This is a genomic window from Paenibacillus sp. YIM B09110 (assembly GCF_037167145.1).
Lineage (GTDB): Bacteria > Bacillota > Bacilli > Paenibacillales > Paenibacillaceae > Pristimantibacillus.
Genome location: NZ_JBANSP010000020.1, coordinates 1 through 17802 on the forward strand (window position 1 = coordinate 1; position 17802 = coordinate 17802).

At 51.9% G+C, this 17802-nt stretch carries 18 protein-coding genes and 1 riboswitch; of the genes, 1 reads left to right on the plus strand and 17 read right to left on the minus strand.

The window, feature by feature from the left end; genetic code table 11:
- Positions 1-108 precede the first annotated feature (108 nt).
- From V8F51_RS23475 to V8F51_RS23540, 14 genes are all read right to left on the minus strand, one after another.
- Entirely contained in the window at positions 109-939 is an 831-nt protein-coding gene (locus tag V8F51_RS23475) for a hypothetical protein (protein ID WP_337102939.1), read from the minus strand.
- Between the two features lie 22 nt (positions 940-961).
- Positions 962-1915 carry a magnesium/cobalt transporter CorA gene (gene corA / locus V8F51_RS23480; protein ID WP_337102940.1) on the minus strand — a complete coding sequence of 318 codons (954 nt, stop codon included), beginning with the start codon at positions 1913-1915 and terminating at the stop codon, positions 962-964.
- A gap of 130 nt (positions 1916-2045) precedes the next feature.
- Positions 2046-2357 (minus strand): hypothetical protein, encoded by a 312-nt coding sequence (locus tag V8F51_RS23485; RefSeq protein WP_337102941.1) that lies wholly within the window; start codon positions 2355-2357, stop codon positions 2046-2048.
- A 44-nt stretch (positions 2358-2401) separates the two neighbouring features.
- Positions 2402-2662: a hypothetical protein gene (locus V8F51_RS23490; protein ID WP_337102942.1), complete on the minus strand. Its 261-nt coding sequence runs from the start codon at positions 2660-2662 to the stop codon at positions 2402-2404.
- Positions 2663-2786: 124 nt separating this feature from the next.
- On the minus strand, positions 2787-3326 hold the full coding sequence (locus V8F51_RS23495) for an isochorismatase family protein (RefSeq protein WP_337102943.1): 540 nt from the start codon (positions 3324-3326) through the stop codon (positions 2787-2789).
- A 137-nt stretch (positions 3327-3463) separates the two neighbouring features.
- Positions 3464-4177, minus strand: coding sequence for an adenosylcobinamide amidohydrolase (locus tag V8F51_RS23500; protein WP_337102944.1), 714 nt, complete (start codon positions 4175-4177; stop codon positions 3464-3466).
- Positions 4174-5265, minus strand: a complete 1092-nt coding sequence (gene cobD / locus V8F51_RS23505) for a threonine-phosphate decarboxylase CobD (RefSeq protein WP_337102945.1) — start codon at positions 5263-5265, stop codon at positions 4174-4176. Before cobD ends, V8F51_RS23500 begins: the two co-directional genes overlap by 4 nt.
- Positions 5266-5426: 161 nt before the next feature.
- Complete coding sequence (gene cobS, locus V8F51_RS23510) at positions 5427-6254, minus strand: adenosylcobinamide-GDP ribazoletransferase (protein ID WP_337102946.1); 828 nt, start codon at positions 6252-6254, stop codon at positions 5427-5429.
- Positions 6236-7216, minus strand: a complete 981-nt coding sequence (gene cbiB, locus V8F51_RS23515) for an adenosylcobinamide-phosphate synthase CbiB (RefSeq protein WP_337103023.1) — start codon at positions 7214-7216, stop codon at positions 6236-6238. The genes cobS and cbiB overlap by 19 nt, the downstream gene beginning before the upstream one ends.
- Positions 7213-7806, minus strand: coding sequence for a bifunctional adenosylcobinamide kinase/adenosylcobinamide-phosphate guanylyltransferase (gene cobU, locus V8F51_RS23520; RefSeq protein ID WP_337103024.1), 594 nt, complete (start codon positions 7804-7806; stop codon positions 7213-7215). The genes cbiB and cobU overlap by 4 nt, the downstream gene beginning before the upstream one ends.
- 9 nt (positions 7807-7815) lie before the next feature.
- The gene (gene cobT / locus V8F51_RS23525) at positions 7816-8880 is read right to left on the minus strand and encodes a nicotinate-nucleotide--dimethylbenzimidazole phosphoribosyltransferase (protein ID WP_337102947.1); all 1065 of its coding nucleotides are present in this window, start codon (positions 8878-8880) and stop codon (positions 7816-7818) included.
- Between the two features lie 43 nt (positions 8881-8923).
- Complete coding sequence (locus V8F51_RS23530; protein ID WP_337103025.1) at positions 8924-9706, minus strand: ABC transporter ATP-binding protein; 783 nt, start codon at positions 9704-9706, stop codon at positions 8924-8926.
- 2 nt (positions 9707-9708) lie between these two features.
- Entirely contained in the window at positions 9709-10746 is a 1038-nt protein-coding gene (locus tag V8F51_RS23535; RefSeq protein WP_337102948.1) for a FecCD family ABC transporter permease, read from the minus strand.
- A gap of 3 nt (positions 10747-10749) precedes the next feature.
- Entirely contained in the window at positions 10750-11742 is a 993-nt protein-coding gene (locus V8F51_RS23540; RefSeq protein ID WP_337102949.1) for an ABC transporter substrate-binding protein, read from the minus strand.
- 177 nt (positions 11743-11919) lie between these two features.
- Positions 11920-12162: riboswitch (cobalamin riboswitch) on the minus strand.
- 185 nt (positions 12163-12347) lie between these two features.
- On the opposite strand from V8F51_RS23540, the gene V8F51_RS23545 reads away from it, so the two are divergent.
- Positions 12348-12806 (plus strand): FixH family protein, encoded by a 459-nt coding sequence (locus V8F51_RS23545; protein WP_337102951.1) that lies wholly within the window; start codon positions 12348-12350, stop codon positions 12804-12806.
- A 6-nt stretch (positions 12807-12812) separates the two neighbouring features.
- Here the strand turns inward: V8F51_RS23545 and V8F51_RS23550 are convergent, their stop codons facing one another.
- The 3 genes from V8F51_RS23550 to V8F51_RS23560 all read right to left on the minus strand — a co-directional run bounded on the left by V8F51_RS23550 (position 12813) and on the right by V8F51_RS23560 (position 17772).
- Positions 12813-13499, minus strand: coding sequence for a sulfite exporter TauE/SafE family protein (locus tag V8F51_RS23550; RefSeq protein ID WP_337102952.1), 687 nt, complete (start codon positions 13497-13499; stop codon positions 12813-12815).
- Positions 13496-15745 carry a heavy metal translocating P-type ATPase gene (locus tag V8F51_RS23555; RefSeq protein ID WP_337102953.1) on the minus strand — a complete coding sequence of 750 codons (2250 nt, stop codon included), beginning with the start codon at positions 15743-15745 and terminating at the stop codon, positions 13496-13498. The genes V8F51_RS23550 and V8F51_RS23555 overlap by 4 nt, the downstream gene beginning before the upstream one ends.
- 101 nt (positions 15746-15846) lie before the next feature.
- On the minus strand, positions 15847-17772 hold the full coding sequence (locus V8F51_RS23560; RefSeq protein ID WP_337102954.1) for an arginine--tRNA ligase: 1926 nt from the start codon (positions 17770-17772) through the stop codon (positions 15847-15849).
- Positions 17773-17802: the final 30 nt, after the last annotated feature.

Sequence of the window (17802 nt, forward strand, 5' to 3'; positions counted from 1 at the left end):
TTAGGCTTAGTGTTTGCGTAGCAAACACACCTCGTAAGATTAGGCTTAGTGTTTGCGTAGCAAACACACCTCGTAAGATTAGGCTTAGTGTTTGCTCAGCAAACACCTTTATTTCAATACGCGGAGCATCTGTACCACAGGTCGATTATCGCCTGCAAGCATAGCTTCGCTGCTGCGAAGCTGCGATGATCCATCTCCATCGAGGAAAATGCCTCCTGCAAGCTTGCCATCTCCGACCTTCTCGATGATCGCTTCACGAAACGCTGCAAGCGTCCCTTTCGTCTCACTGACAATTAAGTACAGTCTGCCTTGCGAATCGTATACAACCGCCGAACGCAGACGGTCATCATTCGGAAAAGGCGCATTCTCGGTGATTGCCCGCTCTTCCCAACCCGCATCGTCTCCGATGCTCATGCTAATGCCGCCCTGCGCCCAGAAGCGCGTATTATCCTTGACTTTCAGCTCAGAGGCTTTGCTTACGATTTGTATATTAAGTTCATCAAGCGCTCCGTTCCAGACGAGCGTGCCGCGTGCATACCTGACATTTTCCGACCCGTCGCCGTATTTCCCATGCGATCTTCCAACTGGCAAGGAGTCGACAACAGCTATGCTAAGCAATTGCTCGCCATAGAAGAATCCGCCGTTAATGCCCGTATATTCGGTTAAAGTCACATTGTTATGTATGAGCTCAGGTCGAACGTTCGATGGCTTTGTAGCCAAATAATGAATCTTCATTCCATTCGCGGCTTCGGCCATCTCATAAGCATATTGCGAAGCTTCATTCTTACCTACTTCAGCAGAAGGCTTGTCCGCACGCAGCGCGTAGATCATTAAAGCAAATAAAACACCGAGGACTATCAATATCGCCAGCATGATGCCGACTACCGCTAATGTCCTTTTTTTTCCCCCAACTTCTTCTGAAGCCTTATTTGTTACCATGTCTTAATCTCCTTGCATGCCATTATTTGAACCAGCCTTTCTTATTAAACCATGCAAACATCGATAAAGCGATCAGCAGCATAAAGCCGAGCAGCCCAAAATACCCCCAGCGCCAATCTAACTCCGGCATCCTATTAAAATTCATGCCATAAATGCCAGCCAAGAAAGTTAATGGCATAAATATTGTCGTAATGACCGTTAACGTCTTCATAATCGAATTCATTCGATTGGAATTGTACGAGATATAGCTATCGCGCAGATCGGCCGTCATTTCGCGGCAATTATCAAGCATCTCCGACAGCTTTAACAAATGATCGTAGATGTCGCGATAGAAGGCCAGGTGGTGGTTTAGACCCTCGATTCGATCACTATTAACCAAACGGTAGAGCAAATCCCTCATCGGTATTATCGTCTTGCGCAGTCGCAATAAACGTGACCGAATGCTGAATATGTCTGCAATTGCTCCATCGCCGGCAACCGTACCGCTGCTGAGATCCATATCGATGAGCAGCTCTTCGAGCTCCTGAACGGCTGGGAAATATTCATCCACCAGCTTGTCAATAACATGGTACGCCGCACAAATGTGACCGTATTGGCCTGGCTTCGGATTATGCATCAGCTTCAATCTAGCCGACTCGATCTCTTGCGATTGCCCTTGATGGTACGTTACTAGAAAACGGGGTCCGATGAACATATTCACTTCATCCACCATCGTCTTCGAACCGTTGAACGCATGCAGAATAAGGAAATGGATATCGTCAAAATGATCCATTTTCGGACGCTGCAACAAGTGGTAGCAATCCTCAATCGCAAGTGGATGAAATTTGAAATGCGTGCTCAGCAGCTTGCTTTCCTCTTCACTCGGCTGATCGAAATCGACCCAGTACCAGGCAAGCTCGGTCGACTCGCTTACTTCCTCCAACGTTAGATCCGTACACCATTTTTTATCTTTCGAAAAGCCTACAATGCGAATCAACTTGAAACCTCCTGCCGAACAAGATCAAACTCAAACTTACCTATAATCTATAAGCTCGTATTATTCTACCACATCCGTACGTAACAGATCATTCTGATTAACAATATCATATAGATAACCTGACGTCGTTTCAGACTCTTTCCGTAAGCGAATAGTACTTGCTTGCCAACCGTTGCTCGAATCGTTGCCGCTCCTCCATACTTCGCTCGATAGACCGGAATGCCGCTCTCTTCCTCAGCAAAATAATGAATTCGTCGTTATTTTCAATGATCCCCGTATATTGCGGATTTCGATAGAGATGCTCGAACCATTCAGACTCTCTCGCATATCGCTTGAGCTTCAGTAGATATCGTCTCTGACGATAACTTCCTCTCTTCTCGAACCGATCATTGAAAAACAACTCCAAAATCAATTCGAAAAGTCCTTCAACTAAAAATCCCATCGTTACGTTATTCCCCTTTCCGGCAATTGCGCCTGCTGAGAACATTAATCTATCTCTTCATTGTTAGACTTCTGTTGCGATTTCTTATACTCCCGATAACGCAAGATTGCGTTCAAGAAACTCACGATTCCCATCAGCATTATGCCATAGAAAGGGAGCGTTTGTTGAAAAGTAGGCGGCTTGATCCCGTTGCCGACAGGCCCTACCTTCGGCTGTGCGGCATCCCAATAGCCATACCATAAAACGACAATCGGCATAACAATAAAAAAAATCGCGCTAGCAATATGAAACGTATATCGATTCATAAGAACTCCTCCTCTTCACGGAAATGCGCAGTATCAACACCATATTACCTATACGCACCATAAAATTGGAGGTTTCTTCCTGATTTAAAAGTTAACGTGGAAATCCGACATTCCAACTAACCGACTACAGTCCTTGTGTTTTGTATGCCTCTACATATTTAACGTGGTTTATTACTTCGATTACACTTGACCATCCAAGCACTTTGCTTACAAAATCGTTTATCCTCAAGCCGGGCATATCGTACGACCGTTCCGTATTCGTTGTGCCAACCGCATCCATGATTAGGGTTACTTCATAACCTCTGTCAAAAGCAGCTATCGCCGTGAACATACAACAAAACTCCGTCTCGAAACCAACTAGAAACAGCTGCTTTACACCTAATTGATCTAGCGTCCGGGACAGCTCTGTTTGATAAAACGAGCTCGGTGTCGATTTCTCGATAACCACATCCGCATAGTCCTTTAACGAAGGATGCAGTTCGGAACCAACGGAGCTCCTACATAAAGGACTTTCCTCAGAAGCATCAATATGCCTCATGAAGATGACGGGATTGCCGCTAGCTTTGAAATCCTTAATGATATTCTCCATCCGTAACAACTCGTTTGTGAAATCACCTAATTCAACGATCCCGTTTTGCACGTCAATGACTAATAGCGCCTTCATTTATTCCACCGTCCTTTATTGTGATTAGAATTAAATTCTTGATTACAGCTCACATTTCCTTCCATAACGGTTCGATTGAACCTGCTTTAGAAATGAAAAAAATCCGCGCAACCGCGGATTTCATTTTTCCCTTACCTTTATTCCTCATGCTGCGTCCGGGTAGCTTCTAACACGGTCTCGTATACCGCTTCGCCAATTGCGCAACCGATCGTCGTCGCTACTCCAGCATAGGCATGAATCGCTTGCCAACTAGCTCGTTGGCTGACGCCAATGGCAATCGCATCGGTCGTCGTGCCCGTCGCAAGCTGGCCATTCGCCGTCTCCACAATACCAAGCTCATGCAGTGCCGCCGCTTTTGCTTCGGTTGCCGTAATAACCGCGTTGACCATTGCCGACTCGGTCATCTGTCCGTCAATGAGCAGTACAGTATTAATCGTACCAGGCTCATATGCCGAGAAGGTTTGGCGCGGCAACCCGGCCCGTGCTGCGTTGCGCGTGCCCGACGTCGTGATGCATAGCAGCTTAAACCGATCGCCTTCCAGCTCCTTCACAGACGCATGGGTCAGCTTCGCTGCAGTCAGCATGCCGATCGTATGCTCAGCCTTGCTTCCCCAACCTTCGCAACGGTGAACAAAGTCCGCGATCGGATCGTCACACCGATAATCAAGCGGCACCTTCCAGTTCACGATATGATCGGCCCAGGAGAAACCGCCTGGGTGAATGGCGCTGCTTAGCGCCTGAACCGGTTCTTGAAGTCTCGCTACGATTCGATCGTCCAGCAGCTCCAAACGCAATCCGCTCCAGATGAAAGAGTCGTAGACGGTGGAGTCGCTGCGAAACGGCTGACTCATGACCTCACCTGCGCTAAACAGTGTTTGAAAGCTGCCACGAGCGCTTCATTTTGGAATCTTCGTTTGACGGCTACTCGTACATACGTATGATCTAGCCCAGGGAATCGCGAAGCATCTCTAATGAGAACACCTTCCTTGCCCATGGCAAGCTGCAGCATGCTGGCACTTATTCGCAGCTGCTGCGGGATTCGAAGCAGCAAATAATTCGTTACGCCATCATTCACTTCGAAGCCAAGCTGCTGCAATTGCTGAACTAGCCATGGACGCTCTTCTGCAAGCCAGTTATGCGTTTGCTTGGCGAACTCCCGCTCTTCTAGAACCGCTTCACCGATCAGCTGTGCAAGTGAATTGACGCTCCAGGGCACTTGCAGGCGCTTCAATGCGCTAAGCGATTTCGGAATGCCGACGATATAGCCGAGCCGAATGCCCGGTATGGAATAAAACTTCGTCATCGACCGGATGACGAACAGACGTTCATTCACGGCCGCTTCCCGCACAAGGCTGAACTGCTCCTCCTCAGGGACAAAATCCATGAACGCTTCGTCAACAACGACGTAAGCGCCGCTGTCAAGCAATGCCTTAATGAGCTTTGGATCCACTAATTGACCTGTCGGATTATTCGGCGATCCTAACATATACAAGGAAGCGTTGCTGGCATCGATCGCATTGCCGACAGCTTCCGAATCGAGCCTGAATTGATTGTCGCCGGACAACGCGATTTCATAGATCGATCCGCCTATCTTGCGGACTGCATCCCCATATTCGTCGAAGCATGGAATAGCGAGAGCCGTTACCTGCGGATGAAGTGATCGAACGACGAGATCGATAAGCTCCGCCGCTCCGTTCCCGATTACGATGCTCTGCTCATCTATTCCGTGCAGCTGCGACAGCTTCTTCCGCAGGCCGCGAACAGCCGGATCGGGATAACGATCGATCAGCTCCGCGTATTGGGCAAGCACCCTCTTGACCGAAGGCGGCGGTCCTAACGGATTCATATTGGAACTGTAATCAAGAAATGATTCCGCTGCTCTGCCGAACGCTTCCTCCGCTGTATGCAGGTCACCGCCATGGCCGTATCTCTCCAGCATCCCTTTTGCCCCCTTTCCTACCACATCAGAATGTTAAAGTGCTTTACAACGATAAAAGGAAATCATTCAGATTGGCGATAAAAACTTCTTTGCTTCCGAAGGGAGTTTGCTACGCAAACTTGTAGGTCGCTCATCCTCGAAGTACTCCGATAAGAGTTTTCTCATGAAAATAAATAAGTCGAGCCTAATATAATTACTGCCATTAATAAAGTTGCAGCCTCTACCGCTTCATTCATTGCACCATATGTATCTCCCGTTAATCCTCCAAGCTTATTTGCTAGCCAAATAGCCAATGCGCCACCTGCAACCAACGTAGACAATAAGCAGGCTAACGTGATGAGGATGGACGTCTCAAACGAATTCTGACACGCAACAACGATGAGAAAGGTAATGAGACCGCCTATAAACAACGATAAGCCAGCCGCCGACTTTTTTACCCCTGCGAAGAGCGCTCCGATTCCTTCGCCTTGCCGCGCATTCGGCCAACCTGCTATCGCAATGGCCATCCATGCGCGTCCCCATATCGGCGAAGCAGCAATGAGCGGAAGCACAAGCTCAAATCGATCATCATCCCCTAGCAGTTCCGCCAGCAGCGATGCTTTGAGCAACAGCAGCAATACAGCAGCTAGCACTCCCATCGCACCAACGCGGCTATCCTTCATAATTTCCAGCATTCGCTCGCGCGAGCGGTGGCTGAGCACGCCATCGGCTGTATCCATCCATCCGTCCATATGAAGACCACCGCTAAGCGCCGTCCATAGTGCCAGCAGCAGTACCGCTGACGGCCAAGGAGGCAGAAAGAGCTGCAGAAGCCACGCAACTGCCGCAACAATGATTCCAATAAAAGCTCCCGCAATCGGAAAGTAGAGGACACTTCTCGTCAACACCGGGGGGATAAAGGGCACTTGTATGGGGATAGGAAACCGTGTCAGAAATTGAAAAGCCGCAACAAGCGCCTGCCCGTGCAGCTTCAGCTTATGAGCAGCCATGCTGTCATCACTCCTGCCAATATAATAACGCTGACACCGTACAGCAAGCGTATCGTCAGCACAATATCGCCTGGCTTCAATGGACGCAGCGGCCAGCCCATTCGCGCGCGTTCGCTGGTAACCCCGAAGTAGACATTCGTCCCGCCGAGCTCGACGCCTATTGCTCCGGCTGCAGCAGACTCCGGAATGCCGCTGTTCGGACTCGGGTGCCGGCGAGCGAAGACGAGCATCGCCTTCACGGCCCTAATTGCCTTCAGCTTAGGCAAGAGCAGCGCCGATAACGCCATCAAAACTCCCGTGAGCCGAGCAGGTATATAATTCAACACATCGTCAGTACGAGCCGAGCACCAGCCGAAATGCCGGTATTTATCGTTGCGATAGCCGACCATGGAATCGAGCGTATTCGCTGCGCGATAAAGCATAGCTAGCGGTGCGCCTCCCAACAAGGCAAATACGAGAGGCGACACTAGAGCATCGACCGTATTTTCGGCTACCGTCTCAATAGCGGCCCTGGACGCTTCGCCTTCATCCAACTGTGTCGTATCCCGCCCAACGATATAACCGACATATTTCCGAGCTTCATCCAATCTACCGGCGACTAACGGCTTATAGACAAGCATAGCCGCTTCCTTGAGCCCCTTTACTGCAATCGTTGTCGAGATGAACCATGCGCTAACTCCATAGCCGAGCCAAGGATGGATCGCATCGGCTACCTGTACAATGATCGCCATGATCAGCCAACTTGCGGCAAGAACGGCAACGGTTAACACGATACCGAGCATCTTGACCCTAGTTGGCCGATTGGAGTACCGCTCAGGCGCAAGCCATCGCTCCAGCAGCCGAATAAGACGGCCGATCCATATAACGGGGTGCGTCGGCCATTTCGGATCGCCGACGATCCAATCGATCACTATCGCCGCAGCAACCAGAGCAAGCAGCTCCGGCATGGAATAGAAGCTCATAGCTGCTCCCATCTGAACGCTATCGCTTTCAAATCAACCGGAATGCCTGCAGTTACGAGAAAGACGCGCTCGCACACTGCGGCAATACGCTGGTTCATCCGTCCGGCTTCGTCCCGAAACGCTCTGCCCAGCGGATATTCCGGCACGATACCGTCACCGACCTCATTCGTCACAATGATGAGCGGATAAGGATACCGCTCGATTGCAGCAACGAGCTTCGTTATCTCCTGCTCCAATCGTTGATCGCCGAGCTTTTCGTAATCGACGCGAAGCATCCAATTCGTCAGCCAAAGCGTCAAACAATCCAGCAGCAGCGCAGGAACGGTCTGTGTAGCATTCTGCTCGTATTCCCCGAATTCGATCCGTAGCTTATCGATAAGCTCCGCCGCTTCATACGGTTCTTCGAGCGTTCTCCATGCGTAGCCCGTGCCTTCACGGTCTTGCTGATGCCTCGCGATACGAATATTCATCTCTTCGTCATACGATTGGCAGGTCGCAATATAGACACCATGGTTGCCGGTTCTCATTGCATATTGCTCGGCGAAGCTGCTTTTGCCGCTGCGAGCGCCGCCCGTTACAAGTATAGACACTTCATTCACCTAACCTTTGGACACGCCGGCACTCTCGAATGTCGCCATCTCTTGCATCAGCTTCAGCGCAGCGTCTATGAAATGAAAGCTTAATACGGCGCCTGTTCCTTCGCCAAGACGCATCTCCAGCTGAATCATCGGCGACAAACCGATAGCTGCCAACAGCTTTATATGTCCTTGCTCGTGGGAAAGATGCGATGAAAGCATATACGGCTTCGTCTTCTCCGTGATCCGTGAAGCTACAAGCGCAGCTGCAGAAGAGATGAAGCCGTCGATCACGACAGGACAGCCGTTAGCCGCAGCTCCGATAATTACGCCAACCAAGCCGGCTATTTCAGCGCCTCCGACTTTGGCAAGCACATCAATCGGGTCGGTAGGATCCGGGTTATTAACCGCGATCGAACGTTTTACAACATCAATCTTGCGTGCTCTCGCCTCATCGTTAATGCCTGTTCCTCTTCCTACAGACTGCTCCGGCGAGAGACCCGTCAGCACGCTCGCGATTGCCGAGCTAGCCGTTGTATTGCCGATGCCCATCTCGCCCGTTGCGAACACCCGAACACCTGCCGCTGCCTGCTCATCGACGAGCTCGATACCTGCTGCTATCGCTTGAAGAGCTTGCTCTCTCGTCATTGCCGGCCCCTTCGCCATATTAGCCGTTCCACGAACGACTTTGCGGCTAACGAGCTTCGGATGTTCCAGATCGGCGTTGACGCCTATATCGACGCAGATCACATCCGCGCCGGCTTGCCGTGCGAGCACATTAACGGCAGCGCCGCCATTCAGAAAGTTGAGCACCATCTGCGGAGTCACTGCTGGAGGAAATGCGCTAACACCTTCCTCGCATACACCGTGATCGCCCGCCATAACAATGACCGTCTTGCGGGTCATATCCGGCCATAGCTGACCCGAAATACCAGCAAGCTGACAAGCAATGGCCTCCAGCTTGCCAAGACTGCCGGGAGGTTTCGTCAAGCTGTCCGAATGTTGCTGTGCCTGCTCTGCAGCTTTATGATCGAAGTCCCGTATGCGGGAGACCGCTGATTCCAGCGTATCCTGCCATTTGTTATTCATGTTCTTGCTCCCCTCTTAATTTCCGAAATCCGAATACATATCGTTACAACGTTGCACTAGGCTGCAGCATAATTTGCGGCATGCCCGTTACCGGATGCGGCACGATAGCTGTTGTTGTTTCATATACCTTTTCAATTAACAACGTTGTCAGCACTTCCTTAGGCGTTCCGAGGGCAGCAATCTTACCTTCATGCAGGACGACTAGCTCATCGCAATATAACGAAGCCAAGTTAAGATCATGCAATACGGCAATGACGGTTAAACCCCGCTCCCGCTGCCAAGACCTTACGGTATCCAGCAATTGCACTTGATACCCGATATCCAAATAAGTTGTCGGCTCATCAAGCAATATGATCGACGGTTCTTGCACCATCAGCTTCGCAAGCGCAACACGTTGCCGTTCTCCGCCGCTTAGTTGGTCCATCCTGCGTTCCTGCAGTTCAGTCAGACCCATAGCCTTGAGCGCCTCATCGATGATCTCCGCCGGATCACTCTCTTCATTGCCAAGCCAACTCTGATACGGATAACGCCCCATGCCAACGACCTCGCGTACCGTAAACCCGACCGGGGGCAATCCGCCCTGCTGCAATACGGCCATCTTACGCGCCAATGTTTTGCGCGGCAACGATACGATTGGCTCGCCTGCCAGCAGCACTTCGCCTTTCGCTGCCTTATCAACGCCGGACAGCAGATGAAGCAGCGTTGACTTGCCAACCCCGTTAGGCCCTATAATGCCATAGATCTTGCCTTCCGTGAATGAGCAGTCGAGCTCATGTAGCACCGTTCGGCCTTGAATCGTCTGTACAATTCCTTTTGCCTCCAAGATAGCTATAGCTGACCGCCTCCATTCATCTTGCGCCGATGGAGCAGATAGGCAAAGAACGGCGCGCCTATCAGCGCCGTCACGACGCCTAGCGGAATTTCCCGAGGGCTAAGCGCATTCCGCGCGAGCGTATCCGCCCACAAGACGAATATGCCGCCTCCAATGGCCGCAAGCGGCGTAATCAGCCTATAATCCGGCCCCACGAGCAAGCGGATCAAGTGGGGTACTACGAGCCCGACGAAGCCGATAACGCCTGATACGGATACGGCAGCTGCCGTAAGCAGCGTAGATGCGATCAGCACGATCAGCTTCGTTCGCTCCACGCGAACGCCGGCATGGGCTGCGTGGCGTTCGCCTAGAACGAATAAATTAAGCGATTGGCTATAAAGAATCAGAATGGGGAATCCGATGACAAGAAACGGAATGAGCATATATACATTGTCCCAGTTGCGCATCGCAAGCGAACCCATTAGCCAGAACAGAATTTGATTGACGACCCCTTCAGACAGCGACACCATAAACGATACGAAAGCGCCCAAAAAGGCTTGAATGATGACACCGGATAAAATAAGCGTTTCAATATGCATCGCCCCTTTGCTTCGCGATAGCCAGAATACGCCAAACAACGTGATGCTTCCCGTCAGGAAGGCCACGAGAGGAATCGTCCACATGCCTAGCGCCATCTGGAGTCCGAATAAAATAATAAAGGCAGCGCCTACCGAGCTTCCCGAGGCGACGCCTAACGTATACGGATCGGCAAGCGGATTGCGCAGCACGCCTTGGAAACCTGTGCCGGCAAGCGCCAGGCAAGCGCCTACGAGGACGGCAAGCAGAACGCGGGACAGCCTTACCTGCGTAACAATGGCTACCTCGCCTTTGGTGTAGAGATCTTCGCCGCCCTTCACCCACGGAAGCTCATGAATAAGAATGCCCCATACCTTGCTCACCGTGAGACCCGACGTACCAATAGAAAGACTTATGATCATAGAAACGGCAAGAAGGAGCAAAGCTGCTCCTCCATAAATGATACCTTTATGTTTCATCGCTTATTTGACGAGATCCGGGTGAATAACCTTCGCAAGCTCAAGCAAGCCATCGGCGAGACGCGGACCTACACGTACGAGCGGGTCTTCCGTCACGGCGAACATTTGCTTGTTCTTTACTGCATCGATAACTTCCCAACCAGGACGGCTCTCAATGCCGGCTACAATCGGATTCGGCTCCTCCTTCCACGCTGGATACACAATCAGTTGCGGATTTTTGGCAACGACCTCTTCCGCGTTCACCTCGAACCACCCTTGACTTCCGGCTGCCACATTCGTTCCGCCAGCTAGCGTCAGAAGCTCATCGAGGAAAGTGCCAGAGCCCACCGTCCAGCCTGGCGAGAATTCCAAATACACATTTTTCTTCTCCGCGTCTTTCACTGCGTCCGTTACTTGCTGCTTCACTTGAATCATATGGTCAGCAACTGCGGCAGCTTCCGCTTGTCTATTCATAATTTTACCTAAAGTATCGATTTTGGCAACTACTGCATCATAAGTTAGCGGATCCGTTGCATATACAGGGATATTAAGCTCGCGAAGCTGCTTAATCGCATCCGCGTTCATCGAGGATGAAGCAACGACCAGATCCGGATTGAGACCCGTAACTACCTCTATATTCGTCGTCATATCGCCTACCAGCTGCTTAGCTACTGCCGCTTCCGGATAGTTGCTGTAACTGTCCACGCCAACGACCTGCTCACCGGATCCGATCGCATAAATCGTTTCCGTCTCGCTTGGCGCCAGCGAAACGATCTTCGTCGGTGCTTGCGCGAATGTAATTTCCGTTCCCGTATCGTCCTTCACCGTAAGCGGATATTCCGTAGTTGCTGCGCTTTCCTGTTCGTTGTCAGGCGCGTTCGTCGGTGCTTCCGTTGCAGCATTCGATGGCTGATTCGATGCTTGCCCCTCATTATTAGTGTTCGCTCCGCAAGCAGTCATGATGACGAGCATCATCGCCAGCAGCAGCCCAATCCAAGCTTTGTTCATCTTATTCATTAATTAACACACTCCTATACGTTCTATTTATCTAGCAAATCGTCCTAACTCGTTACAGCTGTTTTTCTAATCAAAAAAAGCATTTCCGACGTCTTGTCAGAAATGCTGCGCGAATACCGTTTCCAAAGCGGCAAGTAGCTACTACTCGTGTGCAACACCTCCTAGTTCCTCGTAGGATTCAGCGTTAATAAGCAGGCAGGTCTCCTGACTTGGAATATATGCCAATCGGCGTCTTCCCGAGCGTCTAAGCTCAGTGACAGTATGCCGCGGCATCGGCCATGCAACGAGAGCAGTCGCTCTCCGGCCATTCCTTACAGTGGCGGGTCCGCGCCGGATTCTCACCGGCTTCCCTATTAAGTCGGAGCGGTTGTTCGAGCAGCATTCGCGCTGCACATATAGACCGTCTCGACACCTAGTTATTTTCTATGAAATTGTCAGATGTAACTATACACATCTTCTATTCTTTTGTCTATCCCTATAGCCAAAGTCAGACTATTGTTGAATGCGCCTGCGTTCTTTCATCCCCTTGCGGAGCATAGGTAACTAAAGACGCTGTTTAATTGGTTTGGTGCTTACAAAAAAAGATACAGAAAGGTGCGCTTAATATGAACTCTGAGGAATCGATACTAACGACCCGAGCACGATCGCCGCTTCTTAAGTGGACGCTATCCGTGCTTGCCGCTGCCGTCATCATCACCGCTGCGTTCGCGTGGCTGCAAACGACGGAAGCTGCCCCTCCTGCCGTCACGGAGCATTCCTTCGAAGAAGGCTCATTGACGTGGGAGATCGGCCGCTATCCGGCCAAAGTGCTCGATCTGAATGATTTTCGCCTCAGTCTTAGAAATTCCGAGGGAGCGCCATTACGGAACGCTAAGTTATCCATCGTGTTAGATATGATCGGAATGAACTGCGGCAATTACAGCTTCAAGTTAACCGAGACCGCTCCCGGCGTCTACGAGGGCGAAGGCATGCCGTTGATGGCTGGAACGTGGAAAGCGACGTTGACGCTGGATACGGCGGATGGCAGCTATCTCCTTGCAAGGCGGCTCTCTGCCGTCCACTGATAATCGTTACCATAACCACGGCGAAATGCTCGGAATGACGCCGTTCACGGCCAAGCCCCGCATAATGGACAATAGCCCTACAGCAATTGCCGTTATTACGCCTGCCTTGCGCATGAATCTTCGCCAGCGTCTGCCGGCAAAAGCAGCGATAGAAGCCGCAGCGGCTAAGGCCGGGAACGTAGAAAGTCCGAAGATAGCCATAATGGCCGCGCCTTCCAATGGCGAGCCGCTGGCCGCAGCGTTCATCTGCATCGCATAGGTCAAGCCGCAAGGCAGGAAGCCGAAAGCAATGCCCGTCGCAAGCAAATGCGTAGTTTCGCTGGCAGGTGACTGCCCTGTTCTGCCGACCAACCGCTTATGCAGCATAGCAGACAGCTTGCCCATAAGCGGCAGTTGGAATCTGCGCCATAGCCACAACAAGACGAAGCAGCCGCCTACGATTGAAGCAATGCCTTGAATGCCCGCAAGCTTGCCGGCGAGATCGACGAATGAGCCAACTGCGCCCATAACAGCGCCAAGCACCGTATAAGACGTAATGCGACCTGCGTTATACAGCAGCATCGAACGTCTGGCTGACACTGTCGATTGAAGCGATACGGTCGACACGATGCCTCCGCACATGCCGATGCAATGCGGTGCGCTGAACAAGCCTGTCAGCACGATTAAGCCGATCAGATTCCACGTGAGCGTCATCGACGTCTTCGTTCCTCGCGCTTAATTTGGCCGCCTAGCCGAAGCGCGTTGCCGACGACCGATACGGAGCTCAGCGCCATCGCCGTTCCGGCCATCCATGGCTTAAGCATGCCGAGCGCCGCGAACGGAATGATAATGCCGTTATAGAGGAAGGCGAAAGCGAGATTTTGCCGCACGTTGCGAAGCGTTAATCTGCTGATTCGAATGGCTCCTGGAATGGCAAGCAATCTTGAATTAAGCAGCGACAGATGTCCGGCTGCGAGCGCCGCATCCGTGCCGTTGCCCATCGCGATGCCGACATCGGAGGATGCGAGCGCCGGTGCGTCATTCCAGCCGTCTCCGGCCATAGCAACTCGCTTGCCCCGATCTTTCAGCCGCTCGACAAGCGACTGCTTAGCTTCGGGCAGCATGGACGCGTGCACCTCCGTGATCCCTGCTGCCTTTGCCGCAGCCCGGGCAGGCGCTTCCCGATCTCCCGTCGCGAGCAGAATCGATACGCCAAGCGATCGTAAGTCCCTTACGACCGATCTGGCATCGGATTTCACCGAATCAATAAGGGCAATCATCGCTACGCATTCATTATTAATAGCGATGAACAGCACCGTTTCCCCCTCGGCTTCCTTGCTCTTCGCGAACTTCTCGCCCTCTTCGCTGACCAGCCAGCCCCGCGACTTCGCAAAGCCCGCATTGCCGACGCCGACCTGCTGCTTGTTGACCATGGCAACAACTCCGCCGCCGGGCGTATACACTTGGCTCTCGGGCATAGGTATGACAAGACCTGTCTTCGCCGCTTCTTGCCGGATTGCAGCCGCGAGCGGGTGCGAAGATGCCGATTCCGCGGCTGCTGCAAGACGGAGCGCCGAAGTGCGGCTGCCCTTGAGAGGTTGGAGCGCGCTTACTCTCGGCTTGCCTTCGGTCAATGTACCCGTCTTGTCGAATATGACGGTATCGATTAACGCAAGACGCTCTAGAGCTCCTGCTTCCTTGGCGACGATGCCTTGCTTCGCCAGACGGCCCGAGGCCAGCACGAGCGAGATCGGAGCAGCCAGCCCGAGCGCACACGGACAAGCAGCCAGCATAACGGCGATGGAGCTGACGAACGCCCGGCTCCAATTGCCTGGATCTAGCACAGCGCTCCATAGGATGAAGGTAAGTGCAGCTAGCAGCAGCATTAGCGGTACGAACCAGCCTGCGGCCGCATCCACATTGCGTTGGATCGACGACTTGGACCGCTGTGCTTGCCTGACAAGCTCGCCGATTCGGCTCAGCAGCGTATCATGGCCAGCAGCCTTCGTCCATATGCGGAGCTTTCCGCCGACATTGCGCGTGCCTGCCCAGATAGAATCGCCCTCACGTTTCACAACGGGTGAACTCTCCCCTGTCAACAGCGCTTCATCGGCTGATGAGTCTCCCGAGATAACCGTACCGTCAACCGGCACAAGCTCGCCAGCCTCGACGATAACCGTATCGCCCGCACGCACGAACTCCGTGCGAAGCTGCGTCACTTGACCGGCACGCTCAACGGCAGCCGACTGGCTTTGAAGGGTGGCATAGCCGGCTGTATTGAGGTTCGCTTTTAACGAAGCGGAAGCCTCGATATATTTGCCAAGCAATACAGCGGTAATGACAACAGCAGACGTCTCGAAATAGAGCGCCGGCATCTCTGCCCCAAAACCCGAACCGTTTAACAGATCCTGTTGGAACACGATGTAATGGCTGTACAGATAAGCTGCGGTCGTACCTACTGCAACGAGCACGTCCATATTGGCGCTCTTCTGCCTAAGCGCATAATAAGCGCCGAAGTAGAAGGGCATGCCAATTACGAATTGAAGCACCGTCGCTAGCACTAGCTGCAGCCATGGCAATGTCAGCCATGCAGGGATATAAGCGGCAAGCGGCGATAAGATTGGCAGATGGTGAACCATAGTAAGCAGCAGAGGCAGTGTCAGCAGGAGCGAGACGATTAACCGAAGCTTTAATATCGCATGCTCCTTGCGCAAGCCTGTATCGCCATGCTCGCTTAATGAAGCCGTGAAGCCAAGCTGACTTACGCGCTCAGCGATTTGCTCGGGACTTACCCGCTCTGGCGAGAATTGCACCCAAGCGGTGCGCAGCGGGAAGCTTACAGCCGCTTCATGGACGCCTTCCATCTTCCCTACCGACTTCTCTATTCGTGCCGCGCAAGCGGAGCAGCTCATTCCCTGCACGGCAAAATCGATCATCATTCCGTTATCCCGCGAATTCATTGAACCCGCCTCCTTCCATTCCGCATTAAACGACCGATGCCTGTACCCATCTGGGTTCATTTATATGTGGGACCAGTCGATTGCATGAATGGAATGTGAGGTTACATGCTTTCGGGAGCAGGCAAGCCGAGAATGTCGAGCGCCTCGCCAAGCGTCTGCTTGTAACGTTGCGTAAGCCATAAGCGCAGCTGGCGCTGAGCAGGCGGCGCCTTCAATATTGGACATGCCGCATAAAAATGATTAAACAACGTTGCCAGCTCATAGGTGTAATTGCAGATGATGTTCGGCGCAAGCTCGAGCTCCGCCGCCTGCAATACCTCGGGCCAGTAGCATAGCTGCCTGAGAACGGCATGCTCCTGCTTTTCAAGCGAATGCTCGAACTGGACCTCCGACACATGAATGCCTGTTTGCTCGGCTTTCGCCATAATGCTGCACGCCCGAGCGTAGGCATAAAGCAAATACACGCCTGTATTGCCCGATATTTCCGTCGCCTGCTCCAGATCGAACACAATCTCTGTCTGCAGATGGAAGCGAAGCAAGTAGTAACGAATGGAAGCAGCCGCTATTGTTCGGCTCGTAAGACCTTGCTTTCTTGAACGCTTGGCATCGATAATGCCCTCCATTCTGTCGAGCAGTTCCGATACTTTAATCCCGATTCCTTGGCGGCCGGACATCGGATAGGCATGTTTGCCAGCTGTGGTGTCTACGCCTAGTCCGGCAGCTGTAGAAGGGCTTAATGATACGACCCCATAGCTGACATGCTTAAGCTGCTCGGCTTGACTTGTATAACCTAACGCTAACAGCGCTTGCTTCACCATGGCCTGCGGATACTGCTGCCTCTGGTCGATCACATTAATAACGGCATCTGCCTTGCCGATCTTCTTCCTCACGCCTCCTGCTTGCGTAGACCATAGACGGCTGCCGAACTTGCGATAACGAAAATCTTTGTCCAGCAAGCCGAACTTCCACAGATGATAAGCGATATCCTTAGCCGTATACGTCAAAATTCCATTCGAGCGAACAAGCACCTTATCTGCTTGATGTTCGCCTTGCTGCTGCTCGGATTGTTCGGCTTCTAAAGGCTCCGAGAGGTTGTCAGATTCATGTGCCGGCTGCCCGCTTCCAAGCACCCAACAGCCCGCAAGCTTCCCCTGCTGCTCCTGTCGGAAGACGTTCGTCTGCTGCAGCAGCTCGAAGGTGCGCTCCCAGAAACCTCCGCTAACGATACTGCTTTCCCATACGAGCACATCGTAATCGATCCCGAACCGCTTCATCTCCTCGACATGTTCGCCAACGATGCGCTCTGCGATAAGCAGCCCCATCCAAGCGATGTTGTTGCCCCCTTCTTCCAAGTGAGCAAGTACGCGTGATCGCTCTAGCAGCAATTCGGGCTGTTCTTTATACGCTTGATTTACCTTCGCATATGTCTCCCAACAAAAATCGCCGAATCTCGTATGCGACTGAGTAGTTGATGTGTTCAGAATGCCTACGACCGTATCCGCTAATTGATTGCCAAGATCGTCGATGTAATTATGCACCTCTACAGCATGACCGGCTTGCTTCAGCAGTCTTGCCAGTGTATCCCCGATACAGGAATTTCTTAAATGTCCGATATGGGCAGACTTGTTCGGGTTAATCGACGTATGTTCGATGAGTACCTTGTGCTTAAGCTTTTGCTGCTTCTTAGCTTTTATTGCTTCTTCTCCATCCTCATCTTGCTTCGCCCACTGCTCCCAATTGACATAAAAATTGATAAAGCCTGGCGGAGCGATATCGATGGTCGCGAACAGCTGATGAATACCGTTATTAGCTTGCAGCTTTTCTTTAACCTGGGCTGCAATAATGAGCGGAGCACGCTTCAGATGCTTCGCCAGTTGCATAGCTATGCCGCTGCTGAACTCGCCGTTTGCCTCATTAGCCGGATGTTCCACTACGATATTGACTTTATCCTGAAGCGCCAACACTTCTTCCGTTGCGATCTGATTTACGGCATTAGTTAATGCGGTTAATAGTTGTTCTTTCAACACTTTATATTCCTCCTCCTAGTTATCGCCAAA

Excerpts from the sequence above, each read along its gene's own strand:
- V8F51_RS23475 (WP_337102939.1), bottom strand. The coding sequence starts at position 939 with ATGGTAACAAATAAGGCTTCAGAAGAAGTTGGGGGAAAAAAAAGGACA.
- V8F51_RS23485 (WP_337102941.1), bottom strand. The coding sequence starts at position 2,357 with ATGGGATTTTTAGTTGAAGGACTTTTCGAATTGATTTTGGAGTTGTTT.
- V8F51_RS23490 (WP_337102942.1), bottom strand. The coding sequence starts at position 2,662 with ATGAATCGATATACGTTTCATATTGCTAGCGCGATTTTTTTTATTGTT.
- V8F51_RS23495 (WP_337102943.1), bottom strand. The coding sequence starts at position 3,326 with ATGAAGGCGCTATTAGTCATTGACGTGCAAAACGGGATCGTTGAATTA.
- V8F51_RS23500 (WP_337102944.1), bottom strand. The coding sequence starts at position 4,177 with ATGAGTCAGCCGTTTCGCAGCGACTCCACCGTCTACGACTCTTTCATC.
- cobD (WP_337102945.1), bottom strand. The coding sequence starts at position 5,265 with ATGCTGGAGAGATACGGCCATGGCGGTGACCTGCATACAGCGGAGGAA.
- cobS (WP_337102946.1), bottom strand. The coding sequence starts at position 6,254 with ATGGCTGCTCATAAGCTGAAGCTGCACGGGCAGGCGCTTGTTGCGGCT.
- cbiB (WP_337103023.1), bottom strand. The coding sequence starts at position 7,216 with ATGAGCTTCTATTCCATGCCGGAGCTGCTTGCTCTGGTTGCTGCGGCG.
- cobT (WP_337102947.1), bottom strand. The coding sequence starts at position 8,880 with ATGAATAACAAATGGCAGGATACGCTGGAATCAGCGGTCTCCCGCATA.
- V8F51_RS23535 (WP_337102948.1), bottom strand. The coding sequence starts at position 10,746 with ATGAAACATAAAGGTATCATTTATGGAGGAGCAGCTTTGCTCCTTCTT.
- V8F51_RS23540 (WP_337102949.1), bottom strand. The coding sequence starts at position 11,742 with ATGAATAAGATGAACAAAGCTTGGATTGGGCTGCTGCTGGCGATGATG.
- V8F51_RS23545 (WP_337102951.1), top strand. The coding sequence starts at position 12,348 with ATGAACTCTGAGGAATCGATACTAACGACCCGAGCACGATCGCCGCTT.
- V8F51_RS23550 (WP_337102952.1), bottom strand. The coding sequence starts at position 13,499 with ATGACGCTCACGTGGAATCTGATCGGCTTAATCGTGCTGACAGGCTTG.
- V8F51_RS23555 (WP_337102953.1), bottom strand. The coding sequence starts at position 15,745 with ATGAATTCGCGGGATAACGGAATGATGATCGATTTTGCCGTGCAGGGA.